Consider the following 13,903-nt stretch of genomic DNA (forward strand, 5'->3'; position numbering starts at 1 on the left):
GGTCAGTCGTCGGTGCGCAGCCGCGCGTGCAGGTGCATGTCGTGATGCCCGTCCGCGTGCAGGGCGTGAGCTCGTCGCACACCCTCGGGGCGGCAGCCGAGCAGGTGCGCGACGCGGCAGGACGCGGGGTTCGCGGTGGAGTGCTCGACCTCAACGCGGTGCAGCCCGACGTCCTCGAACGCCCAGCGCAGCACCTCCGTGCCCGCACGGACGGCGACGCGCCGCCCCCGCGACTCCGGGACGACCCAGTACGCCAGCGCGCCGTACCCCTCGTGCAGGTCCAGGTGCGTGAGCGCGACGCGGCCGACGAGCCGGTCAGGGCCGAGCGTCGTCGCCGCACCAGGGCCGTCGGTGTCGCCGGGCGTGACGACGACGGCCCACTCCGCGGCGCGCTCCTCCTGCCACGCGGCACGCTTGCCGGCGATCCACGCACGGGCCTCGTCGTGGTCGGCCATCGTGCGTGCGTGCCAGCGGCGGATCGCGCTGTCGTCGTAGGCGGCACACACCGCAGCGGCGTCGTGCGCGCGCCACGGGCGCAGGACGAGGCCGTCGGCGGCGAGCGTGGGCTGGGTGCGGTCACGGAACCAGCCGGCGGGGACGACGGGCACAGAGGTGAGCGGCACGGCACCAGCCTGCCCGGCCCGACCGCGCGGGACCAGACCTCGTCGTCCTCACGCTCTTGCTGGTGCGGCCGGGACACCTGCAGGCTGGAGACCTCGTCGAGCCGGAGGCACTCATGGGCAAGCTGATCTACGCGGCCAACACCTCGCTCGACGGCTACCTGGAGGACGAGCACGGCGCGTTCGACTTCTCGATGCCCGACGAGGAGGTCCACGCGTTCTGGAACGAGCACGAGCGGCAGATCGGCACGTCGCTCTACGGCCGCCGCATGTACGAGACGATGCGCGTCTGGGAGGACGACGACTGGCTCGCCGACGAGCCGGCGGTCGTCCGTGAGTACGCGGGGATCTGGCGCGACACCGACAAGATCGTCTACTCCAGCAGCCTCGACGCGGTCTCGACGGCGCGCACGCGCATCGAGCGGCGGTTCGACCCGGACGCGGTCCGGGAGCTCAAGGCGGCCTCACCCGGGGACCTGAGCATCGGCGGCGCGATCCTGGCGGCCGAGGCGTTCCGGCACGGGCTCGTCGACGAGTGCGTGCTGCTCCTGTGCCCGGTGACGGTCGGCGGCGGCAAGCCGGCGCTGCCGCGAGGGGTCCGCCTGGAGCTGGAGCTGCTCGACGAACGCCGCTTCGCCGGCGGCGTGGTCGCCGTGCACCACGCGGTCCGCGGCGTCGCGTGACGGACGCCTGAGCCGCGGACGAAGGTCCGCGGCGGACGGCACCGCCGCGCGGGACGCTGCGGGGGGCAGCGACGGCACGCTCGTCGGCACGCTCTACCTGCACCACGACGAGCCGCGCGGCTGGCACGGCTACAGCCTCGGGTACGTGTTCCACCCCGACGAGTGGCACCAGGGCTACGCCACCGAGGCGTGCCGCGCGTTGCTGGACGTCTGCTTCCGGCAGTGGGGCGCGCACCGGGTGTCCGCGCGGTGCGATCCTCGCAACGAGGCGTCCTGGCGGCTGCTCGAACGCCTCGGCCTGCGCCGCGAGGGGCACGTCCGGCAGGCGGCGTCGTTCCGCACCGACGACGCCGGCCGACCGGTGTGGCACGACGCCTACCTGTACGCGGTCCTCGACACCGAGTGGGACCCGGAGGGCTGAGGCCCCCCGCGACCGGTCGCCTGGTGGCGCGTCCGGCTAGAGCCCCCGGACCACGCGCGCGGGGTTGCCGGCGACGACGACGTCGGGCGGGACGTCCTTGGTGACGACCGACCCGGCGCCGACGACCGAGCGCGCACCGATGGTCACGCCCGGGCAGACGACGACGCTGCCACCCAGCCAGGCACCGTCCTCGATCGTGACGGGCGAGACCCGCTCCCAGCCCTGCGGGCGCAGCTCCGGGTCGAGCACGTGCGTCGGGGTGTACAGGCGCACGCTCGGGCCGATCAGCACGTCGGCACCGATGCGGATCTCGCCACCGCCGAGCGTGAGGAAGTCGGCGTTGATGAACGTCCGGTCGCCGACGTGCAGGCGGTGCCCGTAGTCCAGGTAGAACGGCGGGCGGAAGTCGACTCCCTCGCCGACGGTGCCGAGCAGCTCGCGGAACAGCGCGTGCGCGGCGGCGCGGTCCTCGTCGTACAGCGCCGTGATCCGACGGCAGGTGCGCTGCGTCGTCGTCGTCAGGTCGGCCAGCTCGGGCCCGTGGCGGTAGCGGTACCAGTCGCCCGCGACCATCTTGTCGTACTCGGTGCGGGCGTCCTCGAGGGCCGCCGCGACGTCCAGGTCCATGCACGCTCCCGCTCGCTCGTCGTCCCGGCCAGTCTCCCAGCCCACGCCCGTCTCCCCGCGTGACCTTCGGTTCCGCGGCCCACGTAGTTGACCGATCTGTCAAATCGCCTCTAGCGTGGCGGCATGGCGAGGGACACCCGGGAGCGGCTGCTCACGACCGCGCGCGACCTCGTGCACGCGTCGACGTACGCCGACGTCGGCGTCGACGACGTGTGCCGGGCGGCCCGGGTCAACAAGGGCAGCCTGTACCACTTCTTCCCGTCGAAGCAGGCGCTCGGCCTCGCGGTCCTCGACCGCAACTGGGAGCTCATGCGCGCGCTGCTCGACCAGACGCTGGGGGTGCAGGGCCCACCGCTCGACCGCCTGGACGCGTTCCTCGCCGGCTACGCGTCGATGATGCGCACCATGCGCGAGCACCTGGGCGTGGTGCCCGGCTGCCCGCTGGGCAACCTCGCGGCCGAGCTCTCGGCCCACGAGCCGGTGATGCGCGCGCGCATCACCGAGGTGCTCGCGGCGTGGACCGACCGCATCGCCGACGTCGTCCGTGAGGCGCAGGCCCGGGGCGACGTCGAGCCGACCCTCGACGCGACGTCGGCCGCGCGCGCCGTCGTGGCCTGCATCCAGGGCTACAGCGTCCTGGCGAAGGCCGAGGACGACCCGGAGGCGCTCGACCCGCTGCGCCCCCTCGTCCGGACCCTCCTGCTTCTCCCTCGCTGACCCGCCCTCGCTCACCCCCTCGCTGACCCTCCCTCGCTGACCCTCCGCCCCAGGCCGACGCCGACCCGTATCCACTCAGTTGACCGATCGGTCAACTCCATCGAAGGGACCACCATGGCGACCACCTACCTGTTCGACGACCTGCGCACGCGCGACGTGCTCGCCGACATGCGCTACCTCCCGACCGACCCCGCACCCGGCGACCGCATCCCCGCGTTCGACCTCCCGACGCTCGACGGCACCCGGTTCCGCAGCGACGCGCTCGGCCACCGTCCCGTGCTGCTCGTGTTCGGGTCACAGACCTGCCCCGTGACCCGCAGCTCCGTGCCGCAGCTGCGCGACCTGCACGACGAGTACGCCGACCGGGTCCGCTTCGTGCTCGTGCAGACCCGCGAGGCGCACCCCGGCGAGCTCCTGCCGCAGCCGCGCACCGACGAGCAGAAGGCCGCGCACGCAGCCGCGATGCGCGACGACCTGCACGTCCCGTTCGAGGTCGCGGTCGACGACGTGGCGGGCACGCTCCACCGCGCCGTCGGGCCCAAGCCCAACTCGGCGTACGTCCTGCGGCCCGACGGGACCATCACCGCTCGCGTCCACTGGGCCAACGACGCGGCCGCGGTGCGGGCGGGCGTCGAGCACGTCCTGCGCGGGACGGCGCCGCGCCGCCGGCGCGGCAGCACGGCCCGCCCTCTGCTCGAGGCGATCGGGCACCTGCCCGAGGTCGTCCGCCGCGCGGGCAGCAAGGCCGAACGCGACGTGTGGCGCGCGGTCCCGCCCCTGGCCCTGCTCGGGCGGGCCGCCGGGCTCCTGCGTGACCTGCCCCTCGACCGGCGGGGACCCGCCGCCGCGGCGGCTCTCACGTGTGTCGCCCTCGCGGCCGCGGTGGGCCTCCTCGTGGCCCTCTGACGGAGGGCCGGGAACGGGGGCGAGAAGGCACGATGGGCGCATGCAGCCCGAGCCCGTCACGGCGAGCCCACCCCCGCTGCGCGGGCGAGCAGTCCTGCGGCAGTCGTGGCGGGACCTGACGTTCGTGCACTGGCGGGTCGACGAGGACGTCGTCGCGCCGCTCCTGCCGCCCGGGACGCGGCCGGACGTGCACGGCGGGTCGAGCTGGGTCGGGCTGGTCCCGTTCCGCATGGTCGGCGCGGGCGCGGCGGCCGGTCCGCACATCCCCTGGTTCGGCACGTTCCCCGAGACGAACGTCCGCCTCTACTCGGTCGACGCGCAGGGGCGCCGAGCGGTCGTCTTCCTGACGCTCGAGGCGGCCCGGCTGGCGTTCGTCCTCGGCTCGCGTGCGGCGCTCGCCCTTCCGTACACGTGGGCCCGGATGCGCGTGACCGAGCAGGACGGCGTGCTCACGTACACCTCGCGGCGGCGGTGGCCCGGTCCGCGGGAGGCGACGACGCGCGTCGTCGTGCGGCCGGGCGAGCCGCTCCCGCCGGGCGACCCGCTGGCCGACTTCCTCACCGCGCGCTGGGCACTGCACACGCGGGCGTACGGCCGCACCCTCTACCTGCGCAACCACCACGAGCCCTGGCCGCTGCGCACCGCCGAGCTGCTGACGCTCGACGAGCGGCTCCTCGCCGCGTGCGGGCTTCCGGGCGTCGCGGACCGCCCGCCGGACTCGGTCCTGTTCTCCCGCGGCGTCCGCACGGTGTTCGGCACGCCCGCGGACGCGGGCGCCTGACGCGCTACCCGCGGGCGTACACCTCGAGCTCGGTGGCCTTGGCGGACAGCCACACCCGGTCGCCGGGCGCGAGCCCGAGCTCGGCGACCGCGGCGGGCGTGACGTCGACGAGCGCGGACGGCTCGCCCGCGAGGTCCAGGCGCACGCGGTCGGTGAGCATGGTCAGGCCGACGACGGTCGCGGGCCACGTGTTCCGGACGCTCGAGACGTCGGGCCGGTACGGGCTGACGACGACCGCGGACGGACGCAGCGCGACGAGCACCGGCCCGCGCTCGCCGTGGTCCGGGACGACGAGCGTGCCGCCGCCGTCGAGGTGCACCGCGTCGCCGTCGGCGACGCCCGCGTAGAGGTTCAGCCCGACCAGCCGGGCGACGTACTCCGTGGCCGGGCGCCGGGCGACGTGCGCGGGCGCGCCCTCCTGCACCACGCGCCCGCCCTCGAGGACGAGGAGCCGGTCGGCCAGCACGAGGGCCTCGAGCGGGTCGTGCGTCACGACGAGGCAGGGGCCGGCGAAGCCCGCGAGGTGCCGCTTGAGCTCGGACTGGACGTCGAGCCGCGTCCGGGCGTCGAGCGCGGCGAGCGGCTCGTCGAGCAGCAGCAGGTCCGGGGCGCCGGCGAGCGCGCGGGCGAGCGCGACGCGCTGCGCCTGCCCACCGGACAGGTCGCCCGGCCGACGCGACGCGAGATCGGCCAGCCCGAGCCGGTCGAGCCAGTCGCGGGCGACCGCCCGGGCCCGCGTGCGCCCCGCGCCGCGTGCGCGCGGCGAGAACGCGACGTTGTCGAGCACGCTCAGGTGCGGGAACAGACGGTAGCTCTGGAACACGACGCCGACGGGCCGGTCCGCGGGCTCGAGGAACGTTCCGGTGCGTGCGTCGTCGAGCACGCGGCCGTCGAGCACGGCGCGGCCCGCGGTGAGCGGGACGAGCCCGGCGGCGGCGCTGAGCAGCGTGGACTTGCCCGCCCCGTTCGGGCCGAGCACCGCGACCACCTCGCCCGGCGCGACGCGCACGTCCGCGTCGAGGGTGAACGCGCCGCGGGTGACGCGCGCGTCGAGGACGAGCCCGGGGGGCCCGACGAGTGCGTCCGTGCGCGGGCCGCTCATGGCGCCGCCCCGGTGCGCAACCAGCGGTCGCGCAGCGCGACGAGCACGCCGACGGACACGAGGAGCAGGACGAGGCTGAGCAGGATCGCCGCGTCCGGGTCGCGTTCGAGCGCCTGGTAGACGGCGACGGGCATGGTCTGGGTGCGCCCCGGGAAGCTGCCCGCGAACGTGATGGTCGCGCCGAACTCGCCGAGCGCCCGCGCCCAGCACAGGACCGCGCCGGCGACGAGCGACGGCCCGACGAGCGGGAGCGTGACGCGGCGGAACACCGCCGTCCGCGTCGCACCGAGCGTCGCGGCGGCCTCCTCGAGGCCACGGTCCGCGGTACGCAGCGCACCCTCGACGGTCACGACGAGGAACGGCATCGCGACGAACGTCTGCGCGAGGACCACCGCGGCGGGCGTGAACGGCAGCGTGAGCCCAAACCACTGGTCCAGGTACTGCCCGACGACGCCGCGCCGCCCGAACGCCAGCAGCAGCGCGACGCCCCCGACGACGGGCGGCAGCACGAGCGGCAGGGTGACCAGCGCGCGCACGAGCCGCAGACCGGGCAGGCGAGCGCGGGCGAGGAGCCAGGCGAGCGGCACCCCGATCACGAGGCTGATCCCGGTCGCCACGAGCGACGTCCACAGCGACAGCCGCAGCGCCTCCCCGGTCGCGGGCGCCCGGAGGACCTCCCATGCCTGGCCCCAGGGCGCGCGCACGAGCAGGCCGAGGACCGGCACCGCGAGGAACGCGATGCCGACGAGCGCGGGGACGAGCAGCGGCGCGGGCGCGGACCGCGGACCGCCGCCGCTCGTCGTGCGGCGTGCCCGTTCCCGTGCGCTCAGCGTCGAGGCCACGTGGACGCTCCGGTCGGGCTCACGGTCGCCCGAAGCCGGCGGCCGAGAGCACCTCGGTGCCGGTCGGGGACAGCACGAGGTCGACGAACGCCGCGGCGGCGTCGGGGTGGGGCGCGGCGGTCAGGGTCGCGACGGGGTAGTCCGTCGTCGCGTCGGAGCCGGGCGGGAGGTCGACGCCCTCGACGTCGTCACCCGCGGCGACCACGTCGGTCACGTACACCAGGCCCGCGTCGACCTCGCCGAGGCGGACCTTGGCGAGCACCGCCTTGACGTCCGGCTCGAGCGTGACCGGCGTGACCTCGAGCCCGGCCCGCGCGAGCACCGCGGCGGCCGCCGTCCCGCACGGCACCTCCGGCTGGCACAGCGCGACCTTCACCGCGGGGTCCGCCAGGTCGTCGAGCCCGGTCACCGCGCCGGGGTTGCCGCGCGGGACGGCGATCCGCAGCGTGTTCGTCGCGAACACGACCGGTGCGTGCGCGTGGCCGGCGGCGACGACCTCGTCCATCGTGGCGGGGTTGGCGGAGGCGAGCACGTCCGCGGGCGCGCCGTCGGCGACCTGCGCGGCGAGCGCGGAGCTGCCCGCGAAGACGAACGTCACGTGCACGCCGGCGTGGGCGGCCTCGAACCGCTCCCCGAGGGCCGTGAACGCCTCGGTGAGCGACGCGGCGGCGAGCACCGTCAGGTCGCCGCGCAGCGTCGCGCCACCGGTCGGCTCCGCCGTCGAGCCCGAGGCGTCCGCGGCACCCGGTGCGCACGCGACGAGACCGAGGCCCGTCACGACCGCCACCGCGAGCGCCGCCGTGACCGGGCGGACGCGCGGCGACCGGGGCCGAGCCGGTCGTCTCATCGCGAGCGCGGGATCTCGACGGACACGTTCGTCGCCTTGACCGCGGCAACCGCCAGCACGCCCGGCTCGAGCCCGAGCTCGTCGACCGCCTCCCGGCTCAGCAGGGAGACGACCCGGTGCGGGCCCACCTGGATCTCCACCTGCGCCATCACGGTGTCCTTGACGACGCGCGTGACGAGCCCGGTGAACCGGTTGCGGACGGACGCGGCGCTCAGGTCTCCCGGCGGGGGCGCAGCCTCCCGTGCGAGCTCCTGCGCGAACCGTGCGAGCTCCGCGCCGTCGACCGCGGCCCGCCCGGACGCGTCGGTGGTCGTCGCGATGCGGCCGCTGTCCGCCCAGCGGCGCACGGTGTCGTCGCTCACCCCCAGGAGGTCCGCCGCCTCCCGGATCCGGAACGTCGGCACGTGACGCCGTCCCGCCCCCATCGGACCCCCTTCGTCGTCGTGACGTACGCAGGATATCCGAAGATGCGGGTCTGACGGGAGTGTGAAGCCGCATCTGCGCCTCCGATTCCCGAGCACCGCTCCGAGCTCCTGGGCCACCCAGGGGTTCGACGCACGCAACCCGGGGACCGAGACCTTCATGTGGACGTACCTGGGCCTGCGCACCAACTACCCGCCCCTGTACGGGGTCCCGCTCCCGCACACGCAGGCGCGCGACGCGGCGACGGACGACGTCGGCATGCGCGGCTGGCTCGACAACCAGGCGGGCGTGCTCCAGGGGATCGTCACCCGGTTCATGACGGGCGCGAGCCCGCACCGCGAGCGCGACGCACAACGGGCGATGATGGAGCTGATGGTCCAGGGGTCGGGTTTCACGGTCCTGCCGCCCGGCACGCCGAGCCGGTGGTTCATCGGGATGCACGAGCGCCAGACGAACATCTCGTGGGAGCACTGGTGGATCCAGACCCGCCTGGGCGGGGTCGTCGAGACGTTCCCCTACCGTGACCCGGCGGTGCTCAACGCCAACGGCGTCCCCGGCGACGGCGGCGGCAAGAAGCTCGCGTTCACGGGCACGCAGAACTCCGGGAACCCCGCGCACGACTTCACGCACCTCGTGCCCGTGCTCGACCTGCTCCCGTCGCAGAAGACCATCATCAAGCGCGCGGTGACCAACGCGGGCCGTCCCTTCACGGACGACCTCCCCTGACCCCTCGCCGCGTCAGGAGCCCGGCGCCGCCGGTTCGGCGACGCACAGCGTGACCCGGTTGCCCTCCGGGTCGGCGATCACCGTGAGCGCGGGCGGGTTGCCGGCCGCGACGAGCGTGCCACCCGCGGCGAGCGCGGCGTCGACCCGCTGCTGCGCCGCCTCGGGCGCGACGTACACCTCGACGTGCAGACGCTGCGCGGGCGGGTCCGCGGCGTCGAGGTCGCCGAACCACAGGTTCGGCACCCGGCCCGTCCCGTCGCGGACCTCGTCGCTCGGCGAGCCGCGGCCCTGGGAGTCCGCGTCGCCCGTGAGCACCGCAGCCCACACCGGCGCGACGACCCCGGACCGTGCGGTGTCGAGGCCGAGCTCGACCGCGACGACCGACGCCGGGTCCGCCACGAGCCCGTGCTCGGCGGCGACCTGCGAGATCCGCCCCGCCAGGTCGAGGTCCTGGCGCGTCACGTACTCGACGACGTGCTCGACGCCCTCGTCGCGGTAGATCGCGTCCGGGCTGACGAGCCTCAGGTCGACCCGCCCCGGACCGAGCGTCGCCGTCAGGTGAGTGCCCACCGTGCCGTCCAGCTCGCCGTCCAGCTCGGCGACCGCCGCGAGGAACCGCGCCGCCGCGCGCAGGTCACCCACGAGGTAGCGGGCGTGCAGGGCCTGGGCGAGCTTGCGCCAGTCGGGCGGCCGCGCCGCCGCGATCTCGTCGTCGAAGAGCATGTCCATCGTCAGCCCCCATCGGTGGTCGCCCGATCGTCGTCGACCTGCCCGACGCTACGGCCGGGCGAACCGGCCCGTCCAGGGTCCGCCCATGACCCCGGCGAGCGGTCCGGCCAAGACGCGACCGGGGGGACGACGAGCGCGGCCTCGTCGTCCCCCCGGTCGCCCGGGCCACCTCGTGGGCTGAGCTCAGGCGGCCTGCCGGGGCGCTCGTCGGGTCAGCCGACCTCGCACGGCGTGCCGTTCAGCGTGAAGCCCGCGGGTCTCGGGTTCGCGCCGGTGAACGAGCCGTTGAAGCCGATCTCCGTCGAGGCACCCGCGGGGATCGTGCCGTTCCACGGTGCGTGGGTGACCGTGACGGCCTGGCCGGCCTGGCCGTACGTGCCGGACCAGCCGTTGGTGACGCGCTGGTCACCGGGGAACGTGAACCCGAGCGACCAGGCCGACAGGCTCGCGCTCGAGGTGTTGGTGATGCGGACCGACGCCGTGAACCCGCCCGGCCAGTCGTTGGTCGTGTACCGCACGGTGCAGCCGCGGGCCGGCGGGGGCGTCGGGGTGGGCGTGGGCGTCGGCGTGGGGGTCGGGGTCGGCGTGGGAGTCGGGGTGGGGGTCGGCGTCGGAGTCGGGGTGGGGGTCGGGGTGGGCGTGGGCGTCGGGTCACCCGCGATCGCCGCGAGCTGCGCGCCCGTGCCGCGGAAGCCCGGCTTCGACGCGCCCGCCACCCAGGCCTGCAGCGCGGACGCGGACGACGTGATCGCCCACGGCTTCTCCTTGACCGTGTCGAAGTACGTGATGAGCCGGATGCCGGGGTAGCGGCCCGCGTCGAGGTCCGCGAACATCGCGCGGAACCACTCGGCCTTGTCCCCGCCCTCCTGCGCACTGGCGTACTCGGAGACCGCGATCGGCTTGGACGGCGCGATGCGCAGCGCGGTGCGGTAGGCGTCGCCGATGGTCTGGTCGAACGTCGTCCAGTGGTTCACGCCCGGGTCCCACGTCGGGTCGAAGCCCCAGTTGTAGCCGTCGATGCCGACCCAGTCGACGTACTCGTCCCCCGGGTAGGCGCCCGCCGGCATGCTCGCGGCGTCGGTGCCCGTCGAGGAGTTGTTGAACGCCCAGATCCACTGCACGTTCGTCGCACCCTGCGCGACCACGAGGTCGTGCACGTGCCGGTACGCCTGGACGTAGAGCGCGCCGGAGGCGCCGTTGACGCTCGTCGACCAGGGGTACCAGTTCCCGTTGAACTCGTGGCCCCAGCGCACCATCACGGGCGACCCGACGGACGCGAGCTCGGCGCCGCGCGCGCGGATGTAGGAGTCCCAGTCGCCGTCGACGATGTCCTGCAGCGTGATCTGGCCGGGGGCGCTGACGCCGAGCGACGGGTCCCACGGCTCCCACGTCCAGTGCGGCAGGACGCCGCGCGCCCACAGGTCCTTGGCCTCCTGGACGGGGAACGCCCGCTTGTTGCTCCACGCCTCGAACCACAGCGCGGACGCGAGCCCGAGGCCCGTGTCGGCCTGGTACCCGTCGACGATCGCCGTGAGCGGCCTGGTCTCCCGGAAGACGCCGACGAACGTGCCGTCGTCGGCCGCGGACGTGGCGGCGGTGGCGGACTGCGCGCTCGCGGCGCCGAGGCCGAGCGCGCCGAGCGCGACGAGCGCCGACGTCAGCCAGGCCCCGGCGCGGCGCCGTGACGTGTGCACCATGACTGTCTCCATCGAGGTCGGGGTCGGGCCCACAGCCCGGAGGTAAACGTTGTGATCGGGCTCATGGTGACGGCCCGGGGCGACGCGCCACCAGGGGGCGGACGCCGGCCTAAACCCTTAAGAGGTGCGGGTGGTGCTCTCCCGCACGACGAGCGCGGGCTCGAGCTCGACGAGGCCGCCCTCGTCGTCGCCGCCCGCGATGCGCGCCAGGAGCAGCGCGAGCGCGCGCGCGACGATGTCCGGGCGCCGCGCGTCGACGGTCGTGAGGCGCGGCGTGGTGAAGCCCGTGGTGTGCAGACCGTCGATCCCCGCGACCAGCACGTCCTGCGGGGTCCGACGACCCGCGTCGAGCAGCCCACGCACCGCGCCGATCGCGAGGGCGTCGTTGAGGCCGAGCACCGCGTCGAAGTCCGTGCCCGCCGCGAGCGCCCTGGCCACCGCGGCCAGCCCGCTCTCGTGGTCCCACTGCGTCGTGACCACGTGCATCGCACCCGCGGCCGGCCGGCCCGCCGCCTCGAGCGCGGCCCGGTGGCCCGCGAGCCGCTGCGTCGCGCTGTCGCTCACCGCGGGGTCGCCACCGACCACGAGGATCCGGCGCGCGCCGGCGTCGAGCAGGTGCGCGGTCGCGAGCCGCGCCGCGGCCGCGTTGTCGAACGCGACGCGGTCGAAGCCGCCCACCTGACGCTCCCCCAGGAGCACCACGGGGAAGCCGTCGGGGACGTCGGGCAGGTCGTCGTCCGTGAGGCGCAGCGCGTTGAGCAGCATGCCGTCGAGCTGCGAGCGCCGGGGACCGAGCAGTGCCTCACGCTCACGCTCGCGCACGCCCTCGGTCTCCTCGATGAGCACGGCCATCCCGCGGCGGGCCGCCTGCGACACCACGAGCTCGGCGAGCTCCGCGAAGTACCCGGACGTGCCGAGCTCGGGCACCACGAGCCCGATCGCCCCCGCCCGCCCCGAGCGCAGCCGTCGCGCGCTCAGGTTGGGCCGGTACCCGAGCCGTGCCACGGCCTCCTCGACGCGCGCGGTCGTCGCGGGCGCCACCCGGCCGGTGCGGTTGACCACCTCGGAGACCGTCTTGATCGAGACGCCGGCCAGCTCGGCCACGTCCCGCAGCGTGATGGCGATCGTGGCCTCCTGGCGCGGGTCCGACGAGGTACGGGTCGACGAGAACGTACCGCCGACCGGCCCGCGGCGGCTGCGGGCCGCCGCCCGGGCCACGGCGCCGGGCTGACCGCCGGCTCGTCGTCCAGGTGGCGGTCGCGCGAACCGGGGCGCCCCGGTCTGGACCACGCTGTCGCCCATGAGCAGCGACGAGACCGCCCGCCCCGCACCGACCGTCCGCCGGGTCACGGCCGACGACGCACCGCAGTGGGCACGCCTGTACGCCGCGTACCGCGAGTTCTACGCGATGCCCGCGGAGCCCGGCGTCGTCGCGACCGCGTGGAGCTGGGTGCTCGGCGAGCAGCACGGGATGACCGGGCTCGTCGCGACGGCACCGGACGGCACGCTGCTCGGCCTGGCCAACCTGCGCACGTTCGCGCGCCCGACCACCGGCACCATGGGCCTTTACCTCGACGACCTGTTCACCGACCCGTCGGCCCGGCGCACCGGGGCTGGCGGCGCGCTGCTCGAGGCCGCCGCGGCGCTCGCCGCGCAACGCGGCGCGACCGTCGTTCGGTGGATCACCGCGACCGACAACACGACCGCCCGCGCGGTGTACGACACGCACGCGACCGCGACCCCGTGGGTCACGTACGACATGGCGCCGCGCGCCTGATCAGGGTGCGACCGGCGCGGCCCCCGCAGCGTCGGAAGCCGCCGCACGCAGGGCGAGCACGAGCTCCGCGTGCCGCAGCAGGAACGCCCGCTCGTCGAGCTTCTTGCGGCGCAGCCACGACACGACCTCGGCGTTGCACTTGCTCGCGTTGCACGGCCCGCACGCCGGCACCACGTTCTCGACCGTGTACCGGCCGCCCCGGGAGATCGGCAGGACGCAGTCACGCTGCAGCGAGCGGTCCGCTGCCCCGCAGTACGCGCACCCGCCCCACGCGGCGAGCAGCGCGTCCCACTGCGCCGTCGTGAGGTCGTTGTCGACGAGCGAGAGCCGGCGCGCCCGGCGGCGGGCGTACCGCGCGCGACGCGTGGGCGTGGCCATGGGCCGAGCGTAGGCACCGGCCGGGCGGGGGCCGGCCGCGACGCTCCGACCTGTACGGTCACGCCTCATGATCGTCTGGTTGAACGGCACCCACGGCGTGGGCAAGACGACCACCGCCGCGCTCGTGCAGGAGCTGCTCCCCGGCTCGCACGTCCTCGACGCGGAGAAGGTCGGCGAGACGCTCATGGACGTGCGGCCCGCGCTCCCGCCGACCGGCAACTTCCAGGACTGGGCGCCGTGGCGACCGCTCGTCGTCGAGACCGCCCGGCACGTCCTGGACTTCGTCGGCGGGACGCTGGTCATGCCCATGACCGTGCTCGTCGAGGAGTACTGGCGCGAGATCAGCGGCGGCCTCGCGGCGCACGGCATCCCCGTGCGGCACCTGGTCCTGCACGCCGAGCCGGACACGCTGCGGGCGCGGATCCTGGGCGACACCGTCCTCGGCCCCTCCCCCTTCCGCCTCGCGTACGTCGACGCGTACGCCCGCGCCGCGCACACGTGGCTGCATGCCGACGCGCAGGTCGTCGACACCACCGACCGCACGGCCGCCGAGGTCGCCGCGCAGGTCGTCGCCGCGCTGCCCTGACCGCCCGCCGAACGGACCCGGCAGGGCCCGGCGAGATGCGA

At 75.2% G+C, this 13,903-nt stretch carries 18 protein-coding genes; 8 read left to right on the plus strand and 10 right to left on the minus strand.

The window, feature by feature from the left end:
- Window positions 1-2 precede the first annotated feature (2 nt).
- Window positions 3-623 (minus strand): GNAT family N-acetyltransferase, encoded by a 621-nt coding sequence (locus CBP52_RS12385; RefSeq protein ID WP_094181208.1) that lies wholly within the window; start codon window positions 621-623, stop codon window positions 3-5.
- A gap of 113 nt (window positions 624-736) precedes the next feature.
- On the opposite strand from CBP52_RS12385, the gene CBP52_RS12390 reads away from it, so the two are divergent.
- Both CBP52_RS12390 and CBP52_RS12395 read left to right on the plus strand, forming a co-directional pair.
- Complete coding sequence (locus CBP52_RS12390) at window positions 737-1,303, plus strand: dihydrofolate reductase family protein (protein WP_094181209.1); 567 nt, start codon at window positions 737-739, stop codon at window positions 1,301-1,303.
- Between the two features lie 7 nt (window positions 1,304-1,310).
- The gene (locus CBP52_RS12395) at window positions 1,311-1,724 is read left to right on the plus strand and encodes a GNAT family N-acetyltransferase (protein ID WP_094181210.1); all 414 of its coding nucleotides are present in this window, start codon (window positions 1,311-1,313) and stop codon (window positions 1,722-1,724) included.
- A gap of 36 nt (window positions 1,725-1,760) precedes the next feature.
- On the opposite strand, the gene CBP52_RS12400 is transcribed toward CBP52_RS12395, so the two are convergent.
- A complete protein-coding gene (locus tag CBP52_RS12400; RefSeq protein WP_094181211.1) occupies window positions 1,761-2,351 on the minus strand; it encodes a maltose acetyltransferase domain-containing protein in 591 nt (196 codons plus the stop codon).
- 123 nt (window positions 2,352-2,474) lie between these two features.
- Here CBP52_RS12400 and CBP52_RS12405 point away from each other — a divergent pair, with 123 nt between their 5' ends.
- From CBP52_RS12405 to CBP52_RS12415, 3 genes are all read left to right on the plus strand, one after another.
- Window positions 2,475-3,068 carry a TetR/AcrR family transcriptional regulator gene (locus CBP52_RS12405; protein WP_094181212.1) on the plus strand — a complete coding sequence of 198 codons (594 nt, stop codon included), beginning with the start codon at window positions 2,475-2,477 and terminating at the stop codon, window positions 3,066-3,068.
- Between the two features lie 114 nt (window positions 3,069-3,182).
- Window positions 3,183-3,974 carry a TlpA disulfide reductase family protein gene (locus CBP52_RS12410; protein ID WP_094181213.1) on the plus strand — a complete coding sequence of 264 codons (792 nt, stop codon included), beginning with the start codon at window positions 3,183-3,185 and terminating at the stop codon, window positions 3,972-3,974.
- A 40-nt stretch (window positions 3,975-4,014) separates the two neighbouring features.
- Window positions 4,015-4,755, plus strand: coding sequence for a YqjF family protein (locus CBP52_RS12415; protein WP_094181214.1), 741 nt, complete (start codon window positions 4,015-4,017; stop codon window positions 4,753-4,755).
- A gap of 4 nt (window positions 4,756-4,759) precedes the next feature.
- On the opposite strand, the gene CBP52_RS12420 is transcribed toward CBP52_RS12415, so the two are convergent.
- The 4 genes from CBP52_RS12420 to CBP52_RS12435 all read right to left on the minus strand — a co-directional run bounded on the left by CBP52_RS12420 (window position 4,760) and on the right by CBP52_RS12435 (window position 7,950).
- The gene (locus CBP52_RS12420; protein ID WP_094181215.1) at window positions 4,760-5,857 is read right to left on the minus strand and encodes an ABC transporter ATP-binding protein; all 1,098 of its coding nucleotides are present in this window, start codon (window positions 5,855-5,857) and stop codon (window positions 4,760-4,762) included.
- On the minus strand, window positions 5,854-6,699 hold the full coding sequence (locus CBP52_RS12425) for an ABC transporter permease (protein WP_094181216.1): 846 nt from the start codon (window positions 6,697-6,699) through the stop codon (window positions 5,854-5,856). The genes CBP52_RS12420 and CBP52_RS12425 overlap by 4 nt, the downstream gene beginning before the upstream one ends.
- 19 nt (window positions 6,700-6,718) lie before the next feature.
- A complete protein-coding gene (gene modA, locus CBP52_RS12430; RefSeq protein ID WP_232514474.1) occupies window positions 6,719-7,477 on the minus strand; it encodes a molybdate ABC transporter substrate-binding protein in 759 nt (252 codons plus the stop codon).
- A gap of 65 nt (window positions 7,478-7,542) precedes the next feature.
- Window positions 7,543-7,950 carry a molybdopterin-binding protein gene (locus CBP52_RS12435; RefSeq protein ID WP_094181218.1) on the minus strand — a complete coding sequence of 136 codons (408 nt, stop codon included), beginning with the start codon at window positions 7,948-7,950 and terminating at the stop codon, window positions 7,543-7,545.
- Window positions 7,951-8,128: 178 nt separating this feature from the next.
- Between CBP52_RS12435 and CBP52_RS12440 the strand changes: the two genes are divergently transcribed.
- Window positions 8,129-8,695: a hypothetical protein gene (locus CBP52_RS12440; RefSeq protein ID WP_157732604.1), complete on the plus strand. Its 567-nt coding sequence runs from the start codon at window positions 8,129-8,131 to the stop codon at window positions 8,693-8,695.
- 12 nt (window positions 8,696-8,707) lie between these two features.
- On the opposite strand, the gene CBP52_RS12445 is transcribed toward CBP52_RS12440, so the two are convergent.
- The 3 genes from CBP52_RS12445 to CBP52_RS12455 all read right to left on the minus strand — a co-directional run bounded on the left by CBP52_RS12445 (window position 8,708) and on the right by CBP52_RS12455 (window position 12,339).
- The gene (locus tag CBP52_RS12445; RefSeq protein WP_369826225.1) at window positions 8,708-9,418 is read right to left on the minus strand and encodes a VOC family protein; all 711 of its coding nucleotides are present in this window, start codon (window positions 9,416-9,418) and stop codon (window positions 8,708-8,710) included.
- A 218-nt stretch (window positions 9,419-9,636) separates the two neighbouring features.
- Window positions 9,637-11,121 carry a cellulose binding domain-containing protein gene (locus tag CBP52_RS18285; RefSeq protein ID WP_232514475.1) on the minus strand — a complete coding sequence of 495 codons (1,485 nt, stop codon included), beginning with the start codon at window positions 11,119-11,121 and terminating at the stop codon, window positions 9,637-9,639.
- 117 nt (window positions 11,122-11,238) lie between these two features.
- A complete protein-coding gene (locus tag CBP52_RS12455; protein ID WP_157732605.1) occupies window positions 11,239-12,339 on the minus strand; it encodes a LacI family DNA-binding transcriptional regulator in 1,101 nt (366 codons plus the stop codon).
- Window positions 12,340-12,421: 82 nt separating this feature from the next.
- Here CBP52_RS12455 and CBP52_RS12460 point away from each other — a divergent pair, with 82 nt between their 5' ends.
- The gene (locus CBP52_RS12460) at window positions 12,422-12,898 is read left to right on the plus strand and encodes a GNAT family N-acetyltransferase (RefSeq protein ID WP_094181222.1); all 477 of its coding nucleotides are present in this window, start codon (window positions 12,422-12,424) and stop codon (window positions 12,896-12,898) included.
- Here CBP52_RS12460 and CBP52_RS12465 read toward each other — a convergent pair whose 3' ends face one another.
- Entirely contained in the window at window positions 12,899-13,276 is a 378-nt protein-coding gene (locus CBP52_RS12465; protein ID WP_094181223.1) for an HNH endonuclease, read from the minus strand.
- Window positions 13,277-13,343: 67 nt separating this feature from the next.
- Between CBP52_RS12465 and CBP52_RS12470 the strand changes: the two genes are divergently transcribed.
- Window positions 13,344-13,862, plus strand: a complete 519-nt coding sequence (locus tag CBP52_RS12470; RefSeq protein ID WP_094181224.1) for an AAA family ATPase — start codon at window positions 13,344-13,346, stop codon at window positions 13,860-13,862.
- The last annotated feature ends 41 nt before the right edge of the window (window positions 13,863-13,903 follow it).

Origin of the sequence: Cellulomonas sp. PSBB021, from assembly GCF_002240455.1 — a bacterium.
Taxonomy (GTDB): Bacteria; Actinomycetota; Actinomycetes; order Actinomycetales; family Cellulomonadaceae; genus Cellulomonas; species Cellulomonas uda.

Bases quoted from the DNA above. Each gene is read 5' to 3' on its own strand.
- CBP52_RS12390 (WP_094181209.1), top strand. From the start codon at position 737: ATGGGCAAGCTGATCTACGCGGCCAACACCTCGCTCGACGGCTACCTG.
- CBP52_RS12400 (WP_094181211.1), bottom strand. From the start codon at position 2,351: ATGGACCTGGACGTCGCGGCGGCCCTCGAGGACGCCCGCACCGAGTAC.
- CBP52_RS12405 (WP_094181212.1), top strand. From the start codon at position 2,475: ATGGCGAGGGACACCCGGGAGCGGCTGCTCACGACCGCGCGCGACCTC.
- CBP52_RS12410 (WP_094181213.1), top strand. From the start codon at position 3,183: ATGGCGACCACCTACCTGTTCGACGACCTGCGCACGCGCGACGTGCTC.
- CBP52_RS12415 (WP_094181214.1), top strand. From the start codon at position 4,015: ATGCAGCCCGAGCCCGTCACGGCGAGCCCACCCCCGCTGCGCGGGCGA.
- CBP52_RS12420 (WP_094181215.1), bottom strand. From the start codon at position 5,857: ATGAGCGGCCCGCGCACGGACGCACTCGTCGGGCCCCCCGGGCTCGTC.
- CBP52_RS12440 (WP_157732604.1), top strand. From the start codon at position 8,129: ATGTGGACGTACCTGGGCCTGCGCACCAACTACCCGCCCCTGTACGGG.
- CBP52_RS12445 (WP_369826225.1), bottom strand. From the start codon at position 9,418: ATGCTCTTCGACGACGAGATCGCGGCGGCGCGGCCGCCCGACTGGCGC.
- CBP52_RS18285 (WP_232514475.1), bottom strand. From the start codon at position 11,121: ATGGTGCACACGTCACGGCGCCGCGCCGGGGCCTGGCTGACGTCGGCG.
- CBP52_RS12460 (WP_094181222.1), top strand. From the start codon at position 12,422: ATGAGCAGCGACGAGACCGCCCGCCCCGCACCGACCGTCCGCCGGGTC.
- CBP52_RS12465 (WP_094181223.1), bottom strand. From the start codon at position 13,276: ATGGCCACGCCCACGCGTCGCGCGCGGTACGCCCGCCGCCGGGCGCGC.
- CBP52_RS12470 (WP_094181224.1), top strand. From the start codon at position 13,344: ATGATCGTCTGGTTGAACGGCACCCACGGCGTGGGCAAGACGACCACC.